Raw genomic sequence first — 21,977 nt, forward strand, 5'->3', positions numbered from 1 at the left:
GGTAATACGGTGTAAGGAGGCGAGAATCATGCCGGACAAGGAAATATCCGCAGGAGGCGTTGTTTACCGGAAGGATGGCGGGCAGTTGCAGATACAGCTCATTACGGACCGGTACGGCAGGCTTTCTTTTGCCAAGGGTAAAAGCGAGCCGGGTGAAACGGTAGAGGAAACGGCACTTCGGGAAATACGGGAAGAGACCGGGATTACCGGCAAGATTGATGCGCTGATCGATATTATAGCTTATACGTATAATCATCCTGTTCACGGACCCGTAGACAAAGAGGTTCACTACTATCTGGTGGAAAGCCGGGGCGGCCAGCTACGGCCCCAGCTTGAGGAGATCCGCGGCGTAGCCTGGTACGAGCCGAAGGATGCCTGGGAGAAACAGCTTAAATCGGGGTATGACAATAATGATTTTATTTTGGAAAAAGGGCTTTTGATGCTGGGACTGGAGTTTTAGCTCTTTCGGCTGCTTAAGTAGGCGGCTGGTCCATTGGGAGTTGCCGGAGGCCGATCCAACCGCGACCAAACCGGCAGATAGCATAACGGCAGGGCCAGGAGCGAACAAACGATGTTAAAAATGCTTTGCGCATGCGCGATTTGCGATGAGAGGTCGGAGGACAGCCAGGCGGATACGGTTCCGAGTTGAGACGTCAGCGGGAGAAACAGCGCCGCACCAAATACATTCAGCGCAATATGCGACCAGGCGACAAAGCTTCCGGCCCGGGTTCCGCCGATGGAAGCGATCAGCGCGGTGACGCAGGTCCCGACATTGGAGCCGATCACCACGGCGATGCCAAGGTGAACGGGCAGGGCTCCGGTGGCGACCAGTCCCATGGTCATCGCAATCGTGGCGGCGCTGCTGTGAACGAGTGCGGTCAATATCGCGCCTGCGACGGCTCCCCAGAGCAGACTGTCCCCGGCGTGATCCAGCAGCCAGTCGATGACGCCGTAAGTGTTGAGCGCGGGACCGATCGATTGCATCCAGCGGATGGCGATCATGATCAGGCTGAACCCTGCGGCGGCGAAGGAGCCGAATTGCACGGGGGTAAGCAGGGAGAACCATTTGGAGTTTTTCCATCCGGGGACCATTTCCTGAACCGTTACGGCAGCCGCCCAAAAGAGCAGGGATATAATGAGCAGAGGAACGCCAATACTTGAAATATCCAGGGCGATCAACTCCGTAGTCAAACAGGTTCCGATATTGCCGCCCAGAATGATGCCCAGCGTCCGGGCGTAGGACAGCAGCCCGGCGTTCACCAGCCCGATCGTCATCACCGTGACGGCGGTGCTGCTCTGGAGCGCCGCGGAAATGACCGTGCTGGACACCAGACCGGTCCAAGGCGTTCGCGTCGTGACATGCAGCGCGCGGATCAGCCTGGGGCCGGCCCAGGCATGAAGCGCTGCTTCCATCAGCTTCATGCCGAACAGAAAGAGGGCCAGTCCGAACGTTACGGGAACCAGGATGTCGTGAATCATCGGCAATGTCCTCCTTTTTCGCAAAGTTGTACAAGTTACATATATGCTTCCGGTCGGGGGTCCATGCCAGAAGCAGTATTGTACGAAGATGAACATAGAAGTAACGCTCACAAAACTTGGCCTATGCTTACGAAGTAGTTTTGTACGAAGCTATTGGTTGAAGTAACGCTCACAAAACTTGGCCTATGCTTACGAAGTAGTTTTGTACGAAGCTATTCGTTGAAGTAATGCTCACAAAACTTGGCCTATGCTTACGAAGTAGTTTTGTACGAAGCTATTCGTTGAAGTAATGCTCACAAAACTTTTAGGAGTTGAACAATCGTGGCATCGGTTATATTATCGCGCAGCCGCAAGAAGCGGCTGGAACAAGGTCATCCTTGGGTTTATAAAAGTGAAATTGAAAGTGTGGAAGGGGAGCCGGCGCCGGGAAGCCTTGTGCAGATCTTTGATCATCGGCGCCGGTTTCTGGCTACAGGCTATTATAATCCGGCTTCGCAAATTACCGTCCGGGCCGTTTCATTCGTGGAACTGGGGCAGATGGACGAAGCCTTTTTCGAGGGACGCTTCCGGGAATGCCTGAAGCATCGCGAGCGGTTTGTCCGGGAGGACGCCTATCGTTTTGTCTACGGTGAGGCCGATTTCTTGCCGGGGTTGATCGTGGACCGTTTCGGCGAGGTGCTGGTGATCCAGTTGCTGACACTAGGCATGGATCTTTGCAGGGAAGCCATCGTCAAGGCGTTGGTTACTGTATTGCAGCCGGCAGGTATCTATGAACGAAGCGACGTGTCGATCCGCGAGATGGAGGGACTCGAACAGGTTAAGGGTCCGCTGTACGGCAACCCGCCGCGCCATGTGACCGTAACGGAGAACGGGCTGAAAATATTGGTCGATATCGAGCAAGGACAGAAGACCGGGTACTTTTTCGACCAGCGCGAAAACCGGGCTTCAATCAAACCGCTGATGACCGGCTGGGGAGACAGAAGCGGCATCGAGCTGCAGGAGGTGGAGGTTGAAGGTGGAGAGATCAGGCAGGTTCCAGTCAACCGGAAAGGCAAGGAAGTTACTTTTCCGTATTGGGATGGAGCGACGGTGTTGGAATGTTTTTCCCATACGGGCAGCTTTACGCTTCATGCGTGCAAATACGGAGCCAAAAAAGTCACCTGCCTGGACATTTCCGAGCATGCGATCGAAAGTGCCAAAAGCAATGTGGAGCTGAACGGGTTTGAGGATCGCGTCGAGTTTGTAGTCGCCGACGCCTTCGATTATCTCCGCAGCCAGGTCAAGGGGCTGGCCGAGCGCAGTAACCGGGCTGCGGGCAGCGAGGGTAAAACCGACACCTCGGTGCCGATGACGGCCGGAGGCGGACGGACCTGGGACGTCGTTATTCTGGACCCGCCGGCCTTCGCCAAAACCCGGAGTGCCGTAAAAGGCGCCTGCCGGGGATACAAGGACATCAATCTGCACGGGATGAAGCTGGTCAATGAAGGCGGGTACCTGGTAACCGCCAGCTGTTCGTACCATATGCGTCCCGAGCTTTTCCTGGAGACGATTCAGGAGGCCGCGGCCGATGCCGGTAAAATCCTCCGCCTCGTCGAGTGGCGCGCAGCGGGCAAGGATCACCCGCAAATTTTGGGCGTTGACGAAGGCCATTATTTGAAATTTGCGATTTTTGAAGTCCGCAGCAAAAATTTCTAAATAGAATGTCCCTTGAGTAGATGATCGCGAGGATCTTACTGAATTAAATGGATTTTCTACAGTTAATTTTCGTGAATCGGCTTATTTGGATGAAATAGCTGGAAAACCTCCATCTAATTCCTCCGTTTTGAGTGGATCTGCACTTGAAGCGCCAAATTAACTGTAGGTTTTCCAGTTAAATGTGGTGCACCTTGCAAATGGCTAGAATTAACTGTAGGTTTTCCAGTTAATTATGATGAGGGCCTGAACGGATGAACGAGAACTACGATTCTCGATGGATTCTGTTGCTGACGGTGTGCTTTTTGCCGGCGTTCAAGGGCAGAGCCCTAGCGGATTTCTAGGTTTCAAGCAGAATTCAAGCTGGTTTCGGGCGGGTTTCAAGCCGAAAGCATGTCTCTAGCAAACCTTATGATTACTATGAAAATTGGCAATCCTTTCTGGATTTTTCGGAAGGGATTGTTTTTGTTGTGTGGCTGGGAACGTACATTCTTATTTCGACTCGATATGGTATACTGGGTAGTAACTTGAAGTTGAACTGGAGAAATAACATATAAGTCCATTTTGGCGAGGGATGAATGCCTTCGCAGGTAGGAGGCACCTTCATGTCATTACAATTTATCATCGGCCGCTCGGGCAGCGGCAAGAGCAGTATGGTACTGGAACAGATCACCTCGAAGCTTAAGGAAGATCCCTTGGGCCCTCCGATGATTTTGCTGGCTCCGGAACAGGGAACCTTCCAGATCGAGCAGGCCCTAGTTAGCGCTCCGGGACTGCGGGGAACCGTGCGCGTTCAGGTGCTCGGCTTCCGCCGGCTGGCTTTACGCGTTATGCAGGAAACGGGAGGGTCCGCCCTTGTGCCGATCAGCGAGGAAGGCAAAAAAATGCTGCTGTACAAAATCCTCAGACGGCACAAGGAGGAGTTGAAGTTATATAGCCATGGCAGCGACCAGCTTGGACTGATCGACGAGATCAATGCGCTCTATACGGAAATGAAAAAGTATAATGCCGATTTTACCCGGCTGGACGAGCAGCTTCAAGCGCTGGAAGCCGCAGCCGGAGAATCTCCGCTGCTTAAAGACAAGCTGCATGATTTGAATATACTGTACCGGGAATTTGATGCGGAACTGGCCCGTCTCTATATCGATGCGGAAGACCATGTCGTGAAACTGGCAGAAGGCGCCCCCGAATCTTCTTATCTGCGGGGAGCCGATTTGTGGATCGACGGGTTTCATGCGTTTACGCCGCAGGAATATAAAGCGCTGGGCGCATTGATGCAGGTGGCGTCTTCCGTTACCGTCGCGCTGACGCTGGACCGTCCGTATGACGGCGGCATGGTTCCGCATGAGCTGAACCTGTTTCATCAAACGGCAATGACATATACGAAGCTGCTGGAGTTGGCCGAGTCGCTCGGCGTGGAAGTGAAGCCCTATAAACTTCTGGACGCTCGTCCGTTTCCGAGATTTGGCGGCAGCGAAACGCTGTCCTATCTCGAATCGGCTTATGAGCGGCGGATGCCTTGGGAGGGCAGCTTGCCTCCCGTTGATCTTGCCGGGTCTTTGTCCCTCCATGCCGCCGGAAACCGCCGGATCGAGGTGGAGGGGGCTGCGAGGGAAATGGTGAAACTGGTTCGCGAACGAGGTGCCCGTTTTCGGGATATGGCGCTGTTTGTGCGGAATCTCGGTGACTATGAACATATCATTCGGCCTGTGTTCGAAGATTACGGGATCCCGTTTTTTATGGACCAGAAAGCAAGCGTTCTTCACCACCCGCTAATCGAATTTATCCGCGGGGGGCTGGACGTCGCGCTGAAATTTTGGAAGTACGAGGATGTGTTCCGCTGCGTAAAGAGCGAGTTTCTGCTTCCGCTGGACGGGAGCCTGACACGGGCGGATATGGATTTGCTGGAAAATTACGCATTGGCCAGCGGGATTCAAGGCTACCGTTGGACTGACGGACGGCCCTGGAAAGGGGCTCCCAGCCTGTCGCTGGACGGGGACGAGGGAGCGCGGAACCGGGCCGAAAGCGAGAGGCTCCAACTGTTGGAGCGGTGTCGTGCGGCAGTGACCGTTCCGCTGACCGGATTTGAAAAGCGCCTGAAGCGGGCTAAAACGGTCCAGGAGATGTGTGCAGCCGTTTACCGGCTGCTTGAAGAGACCTCCGCGCCTCAGCGGCTGGATCTTTTGGCCCATCGGGCCCTGCAGGGCGGACAACCTCAACAGGCGATGGAGCATCGACAGCTGTGGAATTCGATTTTGGATCTGCTGGATCAAATCGTGGAGATGATGGGTGAGGAGCACCTCTCGGCGGAACTGTTCGCCGGCGTTCTGGAGACGGGCCTTAAAGATTTGAAGCTGGGACTCGTTCCGCCGGCTATGGACCAAGTGCTGGTCGGCAGTACGGACCGTACGCGGACCCGTCACGTCAAACACGCCTTCCTGCTGGGCATTAATGAAGGGGTTATGCCTGCAAACCTTCAGGAAGAGGGATTGCTGAGCGATCAGGAGCGCCTGCGTTTGGGTGAGATCGGGGTGGAACTGGCTCCCGGAATTACCCGCAGGCTGCTTGACGAGAGATTCCTGATATATGGAGCGCTCTCCGCGGCAAGCCGCTCGTTGTGGCTGAGTTATCCGACTGCGGATGAGGACGGGAAAGGATTGCTCCCATCCGAGGTTATCCGGCATGTGAAACGGATTTTTCCGGCAGGCATGCTGCAAGAACAACAGATCGGTGAAGCACCGTCGGTTTCCGATCCTTTAACTTACCAGCTTGATTTCGTCAGCCGTCCGGAGCCTACGCTACCGAGATTGATCGGTCAGCTTCGAACTTGGAAATCGGGACAGGCCATTTCTCCTCTTTGGTGGAGTGTGCTCAAATGGTATAAAGAGCAGCCGCAATGGGAATTCCGAGTCGATTCCCTGTTGGGCTCGCTGGATTACCGCAACCGGGTGAGCGGACTTACTCCGGCAACCAGCCGCAAATTGTACGGCAAACGGCTGCGGACCAGCGTCTCGCGAATGGAGAAATTTTCGGCATGTCCTTTTTCGCATTTCGCCTCGCATGGGCTCAAGTTGAAGGAACGCCAGCTGTATCGTCTTAAGGCACCGGATATCGGTCAGTTGTTCCATGCGGCGCTGAGCCAAATGGCGGTTACCTTCAAGGAACAGAACCGCAGTTGGGGCAGCTTGACTCCGGAAGAGTGCGTCAGGGAAGCGGACGCCGCGGTGGATAAACTTGCGCCGAAGCTCCAGGGGGAAATTTTGCTCAGTACGAAGCGGTACGGATACATCTCGCGCAAACTGAAAAATATCGTCGGTCGCGCCTCCGTTATCCTGGGTGAACAGTCCCGGCGGGGAAGCTTCGAACCGGTCGGTCTTGAACTGGACTTCGGACCGGATCGTCCGCTGCCCCCGTTGACCTTCGAGCTTCCGAACGGTTGCGTCATGGAAATCGTCGGCCGGATCGACCGGGTCGATATGGCGGAAGGCGAAGAGGGCGTGCTGCTGCGCGTTATCGATTATAAATCAAGCCAAACCGATTTAAAGCTGCATGAAGTCTACTACGGATTGTCGCTTCAGATGTTGACTTATCTGGATGTATTGCTTCGCTCGTCGGAAACATGGCTGGGCCAGCCTGCCCTTCCGGCAGGCACGCTGTATTTTCATGTGCATAATCCGCTGCTTCAAAGCGCAAACGGACTTGGAGCCGAAGAAGCCCGGTTAGAGCTGCTCAAGCGGTTTAAAATGAAAGGCCTCCTTCTGGCGGACAGAGACGTCATCGCCAAAATGGACGGTGAGCTCGAAAAAGGATATTCGGAAATATTGCCGGTGGCGGTCAAAGCGGACGGCAGCTTTTACAGCAGCGCCTCCGTAGCGACGCCGGAGCAGTGGCAGACGCTGCTGGGCTCGGTGCGCCGTACGATCGTGGACATTGGCACAAGAATCACGGACGGGGACGTCAAAATAGCACCCTACCGCCTTGGAACCGAGACGGCCTGTACCCATTGCGCTTATAAACCGGTGTGCCGGTTCGAGGAGGCGCTGGAAGGCAGCGACTATCAGGTGTTGAACAAGCCGGGCAAGGACCAGCTGTGGGAGCTGCTGGAAAGACCGGACGGAAAGAAGGATGAGCCATGTTGACTATACCCAAGCCGCCGGGAAGCTATTGGAGCGATGATCAGTGGAAGGCGATTTCGCTTTCCGGCGGAGATATACTTGTGGCCGCTGCGGCGGGTTCCGGCAAAACGGCGGTGCTGGTGGAGCGGATCATACGCAAGCTGTCCGCCGCCGATGCCCCGCTCAGCGTGGACCGGCTGCTGGTCGCGACTTTTACCAAAGCGGCTGCCTCCGAAATGAGACAGCGGATCCGCGAGGCGCTGGAAAAAGAACTGGCGCGGGATCCCGGCAGCGAGCATCTTACCCGGCAGCTTGCCATGTTGGGCAGGGCGTCGATTACGACGCTTCATTCTTTTTGCATGGAGGTCATTCAGCGTTATTACACCCTGATTCCGCTCGATCCCGGATTCCGCATCGCCTCGGAAAGCGAGACCGCCCTGCTCCGGCAAGAGGTGTTGGAGGACCTGTTCGAGGAGAAGTATGCCTCGGAGCAGGAGGGCAGCCTCTTTTTGGCGCTTGTGGACTGGTTTAGCGGCGAGCGTAGCGATGATGCGGTTTTTGCTCTCGTTCAAAAACTGTATGATTTCTCCCGAAGCCATTCCTGGCCGGAACATTGGCTGCGTCAGGCGGCGTCGGCATTCCGGGCTCCCGATCCTACGGCGCTGGAAGGCAGCTTATGGGTGGCAAGTATTTTAGCCGATTCGTCGATTACGTTGGATGGGGCTGCCGAATTGCTTCGCCAGGCGAAAACGCTGGCGGTTTCTCCCGGAGGTCCCGAGCCATACGCCCTGACGTTGGAAGAAGATCTGGGGACGGTTCTGGGTTTGAAGTCGGCCGTGTTGGAGAAGTCCTGGTCCGGGCTGTACGAAACCTTTCAGACTGTCGGATTCGGCAAATTAAAGCCCTGCAAAAAGGATCAGACAGACCCGGCGGTGCAGGAGCGGGTTAAAGGGTTGCGGGAAGAAGCCAAGAAATTGGTTACCGACCTGCGGAACCAGTTGTTCGGCCGTCCGGCCGAGGCGTTCTTGAACGAGCTTCATCTGGCGGCTCCGGTAATGGAGGAACTGGCGGAATTGGTCATCGAATTCGGCGAGCGTTACAAGGCGGAAAAGACAGCCAAGGGGTGGCTTGATTTTTCCGATCTGGAGCACTATTGCCTGCAGATTTTACGCCATTCCGATTCAACTCCCGAAGCGACGGCGCCATCGGATGCCGCACGGGAATATCAGGCGCTGTACGATGAAGTCCTGCTGGACGAGTATCAGGATACGAATACCGTTCAGGAGGACATTGTCCGCCTCATTTCCCGGCAGGAGCCGGGGAACAGGTTTATGGTCGGTGACGTTAAGCAAAGCATCTACCGATTCCGGTTGGCGGATCCGGGACTGTTCCTGGAGAAATATCGCAGCTATGGTAACGGTTTTGACGATGGCGGGTTACGGATCGATTTGGCTCGGAATTTCCGCAGCCGAAGCGAGGTAGTAAATGCGGTCAACTTCTTATTCAGACAGATCATGAACGAAGGCGTTGCCGAGATTGCTTACGATTCCCGGGCCGAGCTCGTTTATGGCGATGGTTTCCCGGAGTTGTCTGACGGTAGCGACTACCGCCCGGAATTATTGTTAATTGATCGCAACTCGGATGCGGCATCCGTTTTCGGAGGGGAGTCCGTTTCAAGCGAAGAGGCCGGGGGAGAACCGGGAAGCGACGAGGAGACTGCGGCGGAACTCGAAGCCGTCCGGCTGGAAGCGCGGGGGATCGCTGCCCGGATCCGTGAACTGACGGGAGATAGCGGAAAACCGCCGCTGCTGATTTTCGATAAACATTTGAAAGAAACCCGGCCGGTGGAATATCGGGATATGGTCATCTTGCTTCGCTCGACCCTGTCCTGGGCCCCTGTCATGATCGAGGAGCTTCGGATGGAGGGTATTCCGGCGTTCGGCGAACTGAGCCAAGGGTATTTTCAGGCTTCGGAAGTAGAAACCATGCTGTCCTTGCTGCAAATTATTGACAACCCGCTTCAGGATATTCCGCTGGCCGCCGTGCTGCGGTCGCCCATTTACGGACTATCCGAGGAAGAATTGGCTGAAATTCGATTGGCTGCCGGAACTGGCAATTTCTTTGAAGCGCTTTTGGCCGCCGCGTCGGGGAGTGATGAATCGAAATCCGAATCCGGAGAAGATTCCGTTATGTCTCTGGATCAGACACCCCTGGCATTGAAATTGCAAACATTTTTGAATCAGCTGGAAACCTGGAGAAATCTGGCCAGAGAAGACGAACTCAGCACTCTGATCTGGGGGATTTACCGGGATACCGGTTATCTTGATTGGGTCGGCGGACTGCCTGGGGGGAACTTACGGCAAGGCAATCTGCGCGCCCTGCATGACCGGGCCAGACAATATGAACTGACAACCTCTTCAAGAGGGCTGTTCCGCTTTCTTCGGTATGTAAACCGGCTCCGGGAAAATGGCGGAGACCTGGGTGCAGCGGCATCTGCCGGCGCGCAGGAAGACGCGGTTCAGATCATGACGATCCACAAAAGCAAAGGATTGGAATTTCCGGTCGTCTTTGTCGCGGGCTTGTCCAAAATGTTCAACCGTCAAGATTTGAACGCTAATTTTCTCATGCACAAGGAGATGGGCTTCGGACCGAAATTCGTCGACGGTGCCTTACGGGTGAGTTATCCGACGCTGCCGAACCTGGCGATCCGCCGTCGGGCGCAAATGGAACTGCTGGCGGAGGAAATGCGGGTACTTTACGTGGCGCTCACCCGTCCGAAAGACAAGCTGATCCTGATTTCGTCGGTCAAAGATTTGGCTGGGACCGTGGAGACCTGGGGGGGAGCGCTGGAAACAGAGGAGGAAAAGCTCCCCGACTACCTGTTGGCCCGGGGAAGATCCTATCTCGATTGGATCGGACCGTCCCTTATCCGACATCCCGCCGCGGCTGAACTGCGCCGTTTCGGGGGCCTTCCCGAGGTTTCCCCGGCTATTTTCGGAGACAGTGCTTCCGATTGGGTGATCGGCTTCATGCCTGCCCGGGAAATCGTTCTGTCTGCGACAGCCGCGGCTGCGGCGGCCAAAGAGCCCGATGTCTTGGAACAGGAAGGGAATCCGGATTCAGGAACCGACCCTGCTCATCTAAGAGCACTCCTATCCGGAGGACCTGTAAGCGTATTGAACCAACTCGACCGCGAACTGGAGAACCAGGTGAATTCCAAACTGAGCTGGTCTTATCCTTTTGAAATGTCAACCCGGATTTCGGCTAAAACCTCGGTCACTGAAATGAAATCACTGCTGGCCGATCAGGAGGAACCGCCTAGTGATCTTTTTGCGGCTAATGAACTCCGGAGAGAGTTGGAGCAGACGACGGATCAAGTTGATTTCAAGCTCCATCTCCGCCGCCCTAAATTTTTGGAACAGGCCAGAATGACGCCTACCGAGCGGGGAACGGCTTATCATACAGTGATGCAGCATTTGCCTTTTGACAAGGAACCATGCGAAAAAACGGTACAAGATACATTAACCATGTTGGTTGAGCATCAGATCATGACGCCGGAACAAACCGCGGAAATGGACGTGGCCAGAATTGCGGATTTCCTGAGCAGTCCATTGGGACAGATGCTCCAAAAAGCGGACTGGGTTCGCCGGGAAATGCCGTTCAGCTACGGCTTGTCCGCAGCCGATGCGTTTCCGCGGCTGGCGCCGCCTGTGAACGGCCCTCTTGCGGAAGCTGAGGCATCCGGTATCCGGATCGCTCAAATTCTTGATCAGGAAACCGTGCTGATCCAGGGGATCGTGGACTGCCTGTTCTATGTGGACGGCAGACAAATTTTGCTCGATTACAAAAGCGACAAGGTACTCCCTCATCGCGGCGGCGTCCAAGCCCTGAGAGAAACCTACCGCTTCCAACTCGAACTTTACGCTACCGCCGTCGAACAAATCACGGGCATTCCCGTGGACGAAAAATGGCTTTACTTCTTCGACAGCGGCGATGCGGTTAAGTTATAAGGTTCTGATCCCAGGCGCCCGGACGGGAGCGATAGGGCTCCTTTGGGAGTACGCGTCCGATTGCGGTAGCAATGCGGAAAGCCGACGGACAACAGAGTAACGGGCGCAAAGCCAGCGCCCCACGGTAGGGCTTACGGGCCACACTTCGCGAACCCGAAAGCAAGTAGCACCAAACAGTACCCTTGCGAAGGAATTGGGACCGGGGCTCCTTTGGGAGTACGCGTCCGATTGCGGTAGCAATGCGGAAAGCCGACGGACAACAGAGCACCGGGCGCAAAGCCTGCGCCCCACGGCAGGGCTTACGGGCCACACTTCGCGAACCCGAGAGCGAGTAGCACTAACAGTACCCCTGCGAAGGAATTGGGAGCGGGGCTCCTTTGGAAGTACGCTTCCGATTGTGGTAGCAATGCGGAATGCCGACGTACAACAGTGTACCGGGCGCAAAGCCTGCGCCCCACGGTAGGGCTATGAAACGGAGCTTAAGAATTGCGAACCCGTGAGCAACTAGTAATGAACCATGCGAAGGACTTGGGACCGGGGCTCCTTTGGGAGTACGCATCCGATTGCGGTAGCAATACGGAAAGCCGACGGACAACAGAGCACCGGGCGCAAAGCCTGCGCCCCCCAGGTAGGGCTTAAGGGTCACGCTTCGCGAAACTTGTGAGCGAAAGGCAACGATCAATACCATGCGGAAGATATGAGACCGGGGCTCCTTTGGGAGTATGCGTCCGATTGCGGTAGCAATACGGAAAGCCGACGGACAATAGAGCACCGGGCGCAATACCGGAGCATCAGATATGGAGGGAAAAACATGCGGATATTGCATACGGGCGATTGGCATTTGGGCCGGACGCTGGAGGGAAGAAGCCGGCTGCCGGAACAGGCGCAGTTTATGGACGAGCTGGTCCGGATGGCGGATGAGCAGCAGGCGGACGTTATCCTTATGGCCGGCGACGTCTATGACAGCGTCAACCCGCCGGCTGCGGCGGAATCGTTGTTTTACGAAGCTGCTGCCCGGCTGACGGAGAACGGGCGGCAGCTTGTGGTCATCTCCGGCAACCATGACCAGCCGGAGCGGGTATCCGCCGTGGCTCCGCTAGTCTCGCGCCGTGGCATCTCGCTGGTCGGTCTGCCGACGGCGGACAGCGTTACGTTGCAGGTACCCCGGAGCGGGGAGACAGCCGTAATTGCGGCGCTTCCTTATCCTTCGGAGTCCCGGCTGGCCGAATTGCTGGCAGGAGACGGAGACGAGTTAGAGCTGCGCACCGCCTACAGCGCCAAGGTGGGCAAATTAATGCGGCAACTGGCCGGAGCCTTCCGCCCGGATACCGTAAATTTGGCCATGAGCCATATTTACGTGCTCGGCGGACTGGAATGCGATTCGGAGCGGCCGATTCAGGTCGGCGGGGCGTATACGGTGGACCCGTCTGCCTTGGACATTGGGGCCCAGTACACGGCGCTGGGGCATCTGCACCGGCCGCAGGCCGTCAAAGGCGGCGGAATGATCAGGTACAGCGGGTCCCCGCTGGCATACAGCTTCTCGGAAGCGGGGCAGGCCAAGTCGGTGATTCAGCTGGATCTGGCACCGGGCGGGGTTCCCCAGGTGGAGGAGCTGTTCTTGACCAGCGGGAAACCGCTTGTGCGCTGGAGCTGCCGGGGAGGCCTGGAAGAGGTTTGGCGCTATTTGGACGAGGGCCGGGACCGCAACGCATTTATCGATTTGGAAATCCATCTTGGAGAAGCAATGTCGCTTGGCGATATTCAGAGGCTACGGAAGGCGCATGAGGGTATCGTACATATCCGTCCCGTCTATCCCGGACGGGATGCCGAGGAGTTGGTTGCTTCGCGCTCCCAGATGCCGGTCCATGAACTGTTCCGCAAGTTTTATCAGCGGCAGAGCGGAGGGGCGGAGCCGGAGGAGGAGCTGGTCGAATTGTTCATGTCGCTGGTGTCCGAAGATGAAGAGCCGCAAGACGGGGAGGCGGAAGCATGAAGCCGATATCGCTAAAATTATCCGGTCTCCAAAGCTATCGCGAGACGCAGGAGATTGATTTTACGAGTCTTTGCGATACGGGCTTATTCGGGATTTTCGGACCGACCGGCAGCGGAAAGTCGACCCTGCTGGACGCCATTACCCTGGCGATGTACGGAAAAGTAGGCCGCGCAACCGGCGGTACCCAGGGAATCATGAATCATTCCGAAGACAGCCTGTTTGTCGCCTTCACGTTCGAACTGGTTTCCGCGCAAGGGCCGGAACGGTACAGGGTGGAACGGCGCTTCAAACGGCAGGGCGAGCAGTCGGTGAGCAATACGATCAGCCGGTTCATTGAGATTTCTCCGGAGGGTGAAAAGGTGCTCGCCGACAAGCTGGCGGAGGTCACGCGCCAGGTGGAGGAGAAGATCGGTCTGAAGATGGACGACTTCACCCGGGCCGTCGTGCTGCCGCAGGGCAAATTCGCCGAGTTTTTGTCCCTGAAAGGCGTGGATCGCAGACAGATGCTCCAGCGGCTGTTCCATTTGGAGAAATACGGGGACTTACTCGGCCAGAAACTGGCCCGCAAGGTGAAGGGAACGGAGCAGGCGATCAAAGAGCTCGCCGCCGAACAGCAAGGGCTCGGCAGCGCCTCCGAAGAGGCGCTAAGGGAAGCGGAGGCCGCATTGAAGGCGGCCTCGGAGCTGGCGGAGGCGCGTCGCCGGGAGCTCGGCGCTGCACAGCAGCGCGCGGAGTCGCTCGCCAAGGTTCGCGAGCTTAGCGAGGAGCGCACCCGCCGGGCGGCTCTCCTCGACGCGCTGCGCGGGCAGGACGCCGCGATCCGCGAGCTGGAGGCGCGGCTCGCCAAGGCCGCCGCAGCCGCGGGCATCAGGCCGATGCTCACGGCCTGGAAAGCGGCGCGGCAGCTGGCGGCGGAGCGCGAAACCGCCGCCAGCCGCGCCGGAGAAGCGGCCGTCCAGGCCGCGGCCGCGGCAGATCAGGCCGCCGCCGAAGCCGGAGCGGCCGGTGAAGCGCTCAGCCGCGAGGAACCCGCCCTGCTGCTGCGCCTGGATCAGCTGGAGCAAGCAAGAGCGCTCCAGCGCGAATGCGACGAACTGGCCGCCGGGCTGCGGGAGCTGAAGGCTTCCCGCGAGCAAGGGGCCCAGCAGCGTCAGACCGTCGCCGAGGAGCTGCTGAAGGAAGAACAGCTCCTCGCCAAAGCCAAGCAGCGCCAGCAGGAGCTGGAGGGGCTGCTGACCGAAAGCGAAGTGAAACCGTCCGAACGACAGCGGGTTCAGCTTGCGGCCACCCGCAGGCAGGATCTCATCCGGTTGCGGGAGGAAGCGGACAAAGCCGGGCTGGAAGAGACGGCTCTGAGGGCAAAAGCGGAGCAGGCTGCCCTCAAGCTTAGGGAGATCGGGGTCCGCGAACAATCGGCGGAGGCAAAGTGCCGTGAATTGGCGGCGGAAGCTTTAAAGCAGCTGTCTCACCTGAATGTCCTCCAAGAGGAAATTCCGGCCTTTGAAACGGCGTTGTTATCACGGGAAGCGGAGCTTCGCGCCTTATTGAAGGAAAGGGAGATTCATCTCTTGTCGCTTCGCCTGGCCGAGCAATTGCAAGACGGTCAGCCCTGTCCGGTTTGCGGTTCGCTGCATCACCCCGGGGCTGTCTCGTTACATGAGGAGGGAGCCGGAAACGAGCCGGAATTGGAAGAATGGGAGATGCTGCTGGCTTCGGTCCGCGAACTGAAATATAGCGTGCCCCGCCAGACCGATGCGTGCCGCGATCTGATCGAAATGCTGGGCGCATTGGAACAAGAGGTTGATGGCAGTCAGGCCGCACAATTGGAAACGGCGGCTGCCGGAGAAGCGGAAGCCATCCTCGTGAGGTCATCCGATGAGCTAAGCGGCCAGAAACTTGAAAGGCAAGATCTCGAGACTTTCCGGCATTATACAGCCAAGCTGGAGGAGCAGGCCGCAATGCACCGGCCGGAGTTGGAGCGGCTCCAGCGCAATGCCCGGGAAGCGAAAGCTTCGCTCTCAGCGCTGACCCCCGAGTTCGCCGCTGCCCGGGCGGAAGCTGCCTCGGTTGCAAGCTTGTTGGAGCAGGCTGCCGAGCGGAACCGCGACTACCGGTTGGCGCTCTCGGCCAAGCAAGCCGAGTGGACCGCAGAATATCCCGATTTGAATCTCGATGAGGTGGAACGGCTTCAATTGCAGATCGAAGAGAAGGACCGGCACGGGGAAGATATCAAACAGCGGCTGAAAGTAAGCATTCCGTTCATCGAGGAGAAATTGGGGAGTATTTCCGCACTGACCCAAAAAGCAGTAGAGCTGGACAAGCTGCTGCTGCAATGGGAAGTACAGGAGCAGGGAAAAGATTCCTTGCTCCGGGAGAAGCATGAACGGCTTGCAGCCTGGATCGGCGAAGGCTCCGTGGAGAAACTGCTGCCTGAGACGGAGCGGCAGTTGCTGACACTTCGCCAGACCGCCGAGGACAGCCGTAAGAAGCTTGCGGAATGCGAGGCCACGAACCGCGAAGCGGCGCAGGGGAATGCTTTAGCCCGGCAGGCGCTGCAATCCGCGCGTGAGCAGGAGCAAGAATGCCTGGTACGCTGGGAAGAAGGGCTGGCTTCCTCTCCGTTTAATACGGAGTCGGAAGTGGTGGAGTCCTTTATGGATCCCGAACAAGGGGATCGGGATGCGAGAACCGTAAAAGATCACCGCGACCAGGAACGCGAGCATGAAATCAACTTGAAGGAGATCGATGCCAAGCTGGGCGGAAACATGGTGACCGAAGCGGAATGGGAGACTTGCCGGCAAGCTCTGGAACTGGCCAAGGCGCAGGATGAAGCGGCACTTCAGGGCAAAGCCCGGGCAGAGCGCGACCTGGAGGATCTGGAAGCAAGACATGTCCGCTGGAAGGAGTTGGAGACGGAAAGGCTGAAGCTGGAGCATCAGTCGGGATTGCTGGGGAAACTCCAGTCCTCGCTGCGCGGCAATGCCTTCGTGGAATATGTCGCCGAGGAGCAGTTGATGAACGTCAGCCATGCGGCTTCCCAGCGCTTGCGTTCTTTGACCAAGCAACGTTATGCCCTCGAGACGGACTCGGGCGGCGGCTTCGTTATTTGCGACGATGCCAACGGGGGCGTGAAACGGCCGGTTTCCACCCTGTCGGGTGGCGAAACTTTCCTGACCTCCCTGGCGCTGGCATTGGCTTTATCCGCACAGATTCAACTGCGGGGACAGTATCCGCTGCAATTCTTTTTCCTGGACGAAGGATTTGGCACCTTGGATCCGGAATTACTGGATACGGTGATTACTTCGCTGGAGCATCTGCATCACGACCATCTTGCCGTAGGAATTATTACGCATGTAGCGGAATTGCGTGAACGTTTGGCCCGTAAGCTCATCGTGATCCCTGCGGAAAACGGGGGCGAGGGCTCGAAAGTGATGCTGGAGCGGATGTAACGGCGGAGACTGGACTATGTGCGGAAATGAGGCTGAGGATGAAGATCTCGGTGTTGATTGCGGATGACAATTCCTTTATCAGGGAAGGCATGCGCATCATTTTGAATACTTTTGATGATTTTGAAGTGCTTGCGACGGTGGGAGACGGCCGCGAAGCCGTCGATTACTGCAAGGAGCATGAGGTGGATGTGGCCTTGCTGGACGTTCGCATGCCCAATATGAATGGCGTGGAGGCTACACGGCTGCTGGTGGAAGAGACGAAGACCAAGCCGCTGATTCTGACCACGTTTGACGACGATGAATATATCATGGACGCCATCCGTTTCGGCGCAAAAGGATACTTGTTGAAAAATAATGATCCGGAGCGGATTTGCGATGCGATCAAAAGTGTATACCACGGCCATAACGTGCTGCAAAATGTCATCCTGGACAAGCTTAAAAGCAGCCTCGGCGAAAGCCGCGTCCCGGTTGCGCCGCAGATCAATGCGGCCCTGTTTACGGAGCGGGAACTGGAAGTGATGTCGCGGATCGCCAAAGGCCTGTCCAACAAGGAAATATCCAAAGAATTGTTCATCTCCGAAGGGACGGTTGCCAACTACATCACTTCGATATTGAACAAAACGGCCTTGGAACACCGGACGCAAATCGCCATTTACTATTTGACGGGAAGGACCCGCTAAAGCCATGGAGCAGTGGAATCTGGGGAATAAGCTGATCCTGTTGTTATTCGTGGTCGCCGCCTATGTTACAACCGCTGATCCGTCATCCTGGCTGGTGCTGTTTTTCTTGATTTATATAGCACTGAGCCTGATAGAACCGCTTTTAAAGCCAATCTATCTTAAGCGTGCCGCTGTAATTACCGTAATTGCTTATCTTCTGCTTTGCGCTTTTTATGTTGAGGCGGAATTCTTACTGCTTCTGCCGCTTAGCCTGCATGAACTGGCCACGCCCTATTTTCGCAGACGGATTCTATTATTGGCCGTGATGCTTGTTCCTTTGTTGATCATAGATCAGCAGAATCTGTTTCTTCTGTACTCCTTCGTTGCCCTCCTGGTTTTTTTCAACGGAAACTATGCCAGCCGGCAAACGGGCAAAATGCAGCGTCAGGAGGAACTGCTCGACAAGATGCGGGACGATCAGGAAAAACTGGCGAAAAGATTGCATGAAAATCAGGAGTTTATCCGTGCTTCGGAGTATATGTATAAGCTGGAGGAACGCAACCGCCTGTCTCAGGAACTGCACGACGGTGTCGGCCATTCCATGACCGGGGCGCTCATCCAGATGGAGGCGGCCAAAGTGATGCTCCGTTCCGATCTTGAAGCGGCGGAGGCGCTGTTGCAAAACGCGATCGGTATCTCTAAAGAGGCCATCGAACAGATCAGACTCACGCTCAAAAATATGAAGCCACCGGTGCAGCAGTTGGGTATTCATCGGCTGAAGGCGGGGGTCGAGGCTTTCGGCAGCAAATCCGGGCTGCGTACCACCGTGATTCATGACGGAGAAATGGAGCGGATTACCCCGCTGCAGTGGAAAATCATTCAGGACAACGTGACTGAAGCGCTGACCAATACGGCTAAATATGCCTCGGCGAACGCCGTTCATGTGGAGGTTAGGGTCCTCGGCAAACTGATTAAAGCTGTGGTTTCCGACAATGGACGGGGTCAGCCGAAGATTGTTAAAGGGCTCGGCCTGCTGGGGATGGAGGAGCGGACAGCCGCGGTAAACGGAACGATTATCGCCGATGGGACCCGGGGATTCAGCGTAACGACGCTGATGCCTCTCGAAGATGCATGAGAAATCTCACTTCCTATAATCGGCTTATGCCATGGATAATTATGAATATCTTCATGTTCAAAGGATGAACTTATGCACTGACATAAGGTCATCCTTTTTATTTACAATGAATCCATGATTCAAAGAAGAACCGGAAACGGAGTGGATTGGATGAACGTATTGGATATTCGCGGATTAAGCAAAAAATTCGGCGATTTCATAGCGGTTGACAATATGTCGCTGACTGTGGGCGAAGGCGAGATTTTCGGCTTTCTTGGTTCGAACGGAGCGGGAAAGAGCACGACGATCAACCTTGTTGCTTCCTTGCTAAGGCCGAGCGGGGGCGAGATTAATATTCTGGATAAGAATATCGCGAAACATAGTCGCTTCGCCAAAATGAATCTCGGGATCGTACCGCAGGAATTGGCTATTTATGAAGATATGACAGCTTACGAGAATGTGAAGTTTTTTGCCGGGTTGTATGGTCTGCGAGGTGAAGAACTCAAGGAAAGAACGGAAGAGGCGCTTAAGTTTGTAGGCCTTGAAGACAAGGCGAAGAATTTTCCTAAAAATTTCTCCGGAGGCATGAAACGGCGGCTGAATATCGCTTGCGCCATCGCCCATCGCCCCAAGTTGATCATTATGGATGAACCGACCGTGGGCATCGATCCCCAATCGCGGATTTACATTCTGGCGTCGGTGCGCAAACTGAACGAGATGGGCTGTACCATCATTTACACGAGCCACTATATGGAGGAGGTAGAGGAGATCTGTTCGCGTATCGCGATCATCGATCACGGCAAAATCATCGCCGACGGTACAAAGGAGCAACTTATCGCTGCGATTACGGACCTGAAGGACATTCGCATTGAACTGAAGAGGGGGGAGCCAGGGCTAGCCCTTTCGTTAAAACATATTCCCGGGGTTAGAAACGTCAGCGTGGAGGACAATATGATCCGCATCAGCAGCGATATGGCGGTCGATAATTTGAGCGAAATCCTGAAGCTCCTGATAGACAGCGGTGCGGACATCAGGTCCGTGGAGGAGCAGGAGCCCAACCTGGAAACGGTGTTTTTGACGCTGACGGGCCGTAACCTGAGAGATTAAGTCAAAATCGGCCTAGACCTATCGAATGGATAGATCAAAGCGACGGGAGGTTAATAGATTGAATTTTTTAAATATAGCATTAAAAGAAATCAAGCATGATATTCGCGATCGGTGGACAATCATCTTCATGCTCGCTTTTCCAATCTTGCTGATCCTGATATTAGGGGTCGCTTTGAGCAACAACTTCTCAAGCACCTCGGATATTGGAGAAATCCGCGTACTGGTCCAAGATAAGACAGCAGGCGGGCCTTTAACGCAAAGTTTTGATGCCTTTGCCAAGGCGGTGGAGAAATCCGGAGTAAAGTTTCAGTCCTGGAATGAAGGGATGGACGGACGGAAGGAAGTGGAGCAGCACCGGTACGACGACTATGTCGAGTTGACAGAGAGCGGCATTTCCTTGTACGGCAGCAGTCGTAGCGCCATTGAAAGCTCGATCGTTCAAGGCATGTTGGCCGCGTTTACGGATAAATACAAAGCCGTTTCCGCCTTAGCCCGGACGGGGCAGGATATATCTGTCATGCAGTCGGAGGGCACGGGGGAAGGGAATGAAGCAAACTATATTAAAGAGACCTCTATCGTCGCCGACAGGAAACCTGGAGCTATTGATTATTATGCCCTGGCCATGACCTGTATGGTCGCCTTGTGGGGGGCCTGGTCGGCAAGCCGCTTGATCACTTCCGAGACCAGACAAGGGACGGCGATGCGTCTCGCTGCCGCCCCGGTTTCAAAGGGAGCTATTTTTGCCGGAAAAATACTCGGCAGCATCGGCTCGAACATGCTCTGCGTCTGTTTGATCATTGTCGTCAGTAAATTTCTGTTCAAGGCCTATTGGGGCGACCATCTGCTCGCCGTACTTACCGTCCTGTTCACCGAAGTTATTCTGGCGGTGAGTCTGGGTCTTGCGGTCAGTTATCTCTTTAAAGGCACGGCAAGCCGTAATGTGCTCATGATCTTCACGCAACTGGCGGCTATTTTTGGCGGGGCATACTTTCCGATGAGCGTAGACGGGGATTTGGGTGTAGTCGGTTGGATCGCCAGTCTGTCTCCGATCCGGTGGGGAAATGTCGCATTGACCAAAATCGTTTACAGTGGTGAAACGGCGGTCATGTGGCCTGTCATTGGCCTGAATATCGGTCTGGCCGTGTTGATGCTGATGGCGTCGGCCATGTTTATGCGCCGTAGGGAGGGGATCTGATATGGGGAAAAATATATGGTGGATTGTTATATCCACGCTACAGAGGGAATTCCGCAAACGAGGCAACATTCTTATCTATTTCGGATTGCCGCTTGCCGGCGTTCTGATTTCGACGTTTCTCTACGCAAATGCCGGACAAAATTTACTGCGGGTCGGCGTGGTCAACGGCGACGGGACAGAGGCTATCGCGGCGGATACGGTTCGGTTTATTTCGGAAATGGGACAGGTGCAGGCCGAGAATGTAACGGAAGAGGAATTAGCGCGTAAGCTTGCCGCAGGAAAGCTGGATAGCGGAGTTTTGCTGGAGGAAGGTTATTCCCGAAGCGTACTTGCCGGTGAGCCTGATCATATCGTTATCTCGGCCATTAAAGGCGTAGAAGTTACTGCCTACCTAAAAGCGATGCTGTACAGCTATATCGATAATATGACTTCGCTCGGCAGGGCTGCCGAAGGCGACCCTACGAGGTATCAGGTGCTGTTTGAGGAATACCGGAAAACGGACTTTAAGTTGCAAGCGGAAACCGTAAACGATAAATCGGTAACGAAGGATATGACCTATCAATCAATCGGGTTCCTGATCCTGTTCATGATGATGTCATCGGTCAACCTGACGGAACTGATTCTTAAACACAGGGAGGACCGGACCTTTTTCAGGATTATCTCTTCACCGGTCAGTTCCAAAGCCTATGCGGTATCCAATATAATCGTCAATATGATCGTGATGCTGCTGCAAATTATAGTGACGCTGTTCTTTTTGCGGTACGTATTCAAGCTGGACCCCGGTATTCCGATCACGACGCTGGCGGGCCTGCTTGGACTGTTTGCCCTAGTTTCCGTCGGCATTTCGCTGGTAATTGTCGCCTTTTCCAAAAACAGGGGTGTATCCGACTCCTTGCAAAATCTGATCGTCACGCCGACCTGCCTGCTTGCCGGCTGCTTCTTTCCGGTTGAGATTATGCCTACGGCTGTGCGCCGGATCGCCGACTTTATGCCGCAGCGCTGGGTGTTGCAGGCGATCGAGAAATTGCAGGGCGGCAGCGGATTCGGTGGAATTTGGCTCAATCTGTTCATCCTGCTCGTTTTTGCCGTCGTGTTCTTTTTGATTGCCGCCTACAAGTTCGGGCACAACAATGACACCCGCAGGTTTATTTAAAAAACCATTTT

The 21,977-nt window shown here is 55.5% G+C and carries 12 protein-coding genes; 11 read left to right on the forward strand and 1 reads right to left on the reverse strand.

Annotated features, from left to right (window positions below; genetic code table 11):
• Positions 1–28 precede the first annotated feature (28 nt).
• Positions 29–460 (forward strand): NUDIX hydrolase, encoded by a 432-nt coding sequence (locus tag ACLB09_RS01425; protein WP_410767972.1) that lies wholly within the window; start codon positions 29–31, stop codon positions 458–460.
• Here the strand turns inward: ACLB09_RS01425 and ACLB09_RS01430 are convergent.
• A complete protein-coding gene (locus ACLB09_RS01430; protein ID WP_410767973.1) occupies positions 457–1,479 on the reverse strand; it encodes a Na/Pi cotransporter family protein in 1,023 nt (340 codons plus the stop codon). The genes ACLB09_RS01425 and ACLB09_RS01430 overlap by 4 nt on opposite strands.
• A 321-nt stretch (positions 1,480–1,800) precedes the next feature.
• Here ACLB09_RS01430 and ACLB09_RS01435 point away from each other — a divergent pair, with 321 nt between their 5' ends.
• The 10 genes from ACLB09_RS01435 to ACLB09_RS01480 all read left to right on the forward strand — a co-directional run bounded on the left by ACLB09_RS01435 (position 1,801) and on the right by ACLB09_RS01480 (position 21,966).
• A complete protein-coding gene (locus ACLB09_RS01435) occupies positions 1,801–3,174 on the forward strand; it encodes a class I SAM-dependent rRNA methyltransferase (RefSeq protein WP_410767974.1) in 1,374 nt (457 codons plus the stop codon).
• Positions 3,175–3,776: 602 nt separating this feature from the next.
• The gene (addB, locus tag ACLB09_RS01440) at positions 3,777–7,310 is read left to right on the forward strand and encodes a helicase-exonuclease AddAB subunit AddB (protein WP_410767975.1); all 3,534 of its coding nucleotides are present in this window, start codon (positions 3,777–3,779) and stop codon (positions 7,308–7,310) included.
• Positions 7,304–11,296, forward strand: coding sequence for a helicase-exonuclease AddAB subunit AddA (gene addA, locus ACLB09_RS01445; protein ID WP_410767977.1), 3,993 nt, complete (start codon positions 7,304–7,306; stop codon positions 11,294–11,296). Before addB ends, addA begins: the two co-directional genes overlap by 7 nt.
• A gap of 811 nt (positions 11,297–12,107) precedes the next feature.
• Complete coding sequence (locus ACLB09_RS01450) at positions 12,108–13,289, forward strand: exonuclease SbcCD subunit D (protein WP_410767978.1); 1,182 nt, start codon at positions 12,108–12,110, stop codon at positions 13,287–13,289.
• Positions 13,286–16,738, forward strand: coding sequence for an AAA family ATPase (locus ACLB09_RS01455; protein ID WP_410767979.1), 3,453 nt, complete (start codon positions 13,286–13,288; stop codon positions 16,736–16,738). Before ACLB09_RS01450 ends, ACLB09_RS01455 begins: the two co-directional genes overlap by 4 nt.
• Before the next feature lie 38 nt (positions 16,739–16,776).
• Positions 16,777–17,418 (forward strand): response regulator transcription factor, encoded by a 642-nt coding sequence (locus tag ACLB09_RS01460; protein WP_410767980.1) that lies wholly within the window; start codon positions 16,777–16,779, stop codon positions 17,416–17,418.
• 4 nt (positions 17,419–17,422) lie between these two features.
• Positions 17,423–18,532: a sensor histidine kinase gene (locus ACLB09_RS01465; RefSeq protein ID WP_410767981.1), complete on the forward strand. Its 1,110-nt coding sequence runs from the start codon at positions 17,423–17,425 to the stop codon at positions 18,530–18,532.
• A 150-nt stretch (positions 18,533–18,682) separates the two neighbouring features.
• A complete protein-coding gene (locus ACLB09_RS01470) occupies positions 18,683–19,618 on the forward strand; it encodes an ABC transporter ATP-binding protein (RefSeq protein WP_410767982.1) in 936 nt (311 codons plus the stop codon).
• Between the two features lie 58 nt (positions 19,619–19,676).
• Entirely contained in the window at positions 19,677–20,813 is a 1,137-nt protein-coding gene (locus ACLB09_RS01475; RefSeq protein ID WP_410767983.1) for an ABC transporter permease, read from the forward strand.
• Position 20,814: 1 nt separating this feature from the next.
• Positions 20,815–21,966 (forward strand): ABC transporter permease, encoded by a 1,152-nt coding sequence (locus ACLB09_RS01480; protein ID WP_410767984.1) that lies wholly within the window; start codon positions 20,815–20,817, stop codon positions 21,964–21,966.
• Positions 21,967–21,977: the final 11 nt, after the last annotated feature.

This window comes from Fontibacillus forbon, from assembly GCF_046559655.1.
GTDB lineage: Bacteria > Bacillota > Bacilli > Paenibacillales > Paenibacillaceae > Fontibacillus.

Excerpts from the sequence above, each read along its gene's own strand:
- ACLB09_RS01425 (WP_410767972.1), top strand. The coding sequence starts at position 29 with ATGCCGGACAAGGAAATATCCGCAGGAGGCGTTGTTTACCGGAAGGAT.
- ACLB09_RS01430 (WP_410767973.1), bottom strand. The coding sequence starts at position 1,479 with ATGATTCACGACATCCTGGTTCCCGTAACGTTCGGACTGGCCCTCTTT.
- addB (WP_410767975.1), top strand. The coding sequence starts at position 3,777 with ATGTCATTACAATTTATCATCGGCCGCTCGGGCAGCGGCAAGAGCAGT.
- addA (WP_410767977.1), top strand. The coding sequence starts at position 7,304 with ATGTTGACTATACCCAAGCCGCCGGGAAGCTATTGGAGCGATGATCAG.
- ACLB09_RS01450 (WP_410767978.1), top strand. The coding sequence starts at position 12,108 with ATGCGGATATTGCATACGGGCGATTGGCATTTGGGCCGGACGCTGGAG.
- ACLB09_RS01455 (WP_410767979.1), top strand. The coding sequence starts at position 13,286 with ATGAAGCCGATATCGCTAAAATTATCCGGTCTCCAAAGCTATCGCGAG.
- ACLB09_RS01460 (WP_410767980.1), top strand. The coding sequence starts at position 16,777 with ATGAAGATCTCGGTGTTGATTGCGGATGACAATTCCTTTATCAGGGAA.
- ACLB09_RS01465 (WP_410767981.1), top strand. The coding sequence starts at position 17,423 with ATGGAGCAGTGGAATCTGGGGAATAAGCTGATCCTGTTGTTATTCGTG.
- ACLB09_RS01470 (WP_410767982.1), top strand. The coding sequence starts at position 18,683 with ATGAACGTATTGGATATTCGCGGATTAAGCAAAAAATTCGGCGATTTC.
- ACLB09_RS01480 (WP_410767984.1), top strand. The coding sequence starts at position 20,815 with ATGGGGAAAAATATATGGTGGATTGTTATATCCACGCTACAGAGGGAA.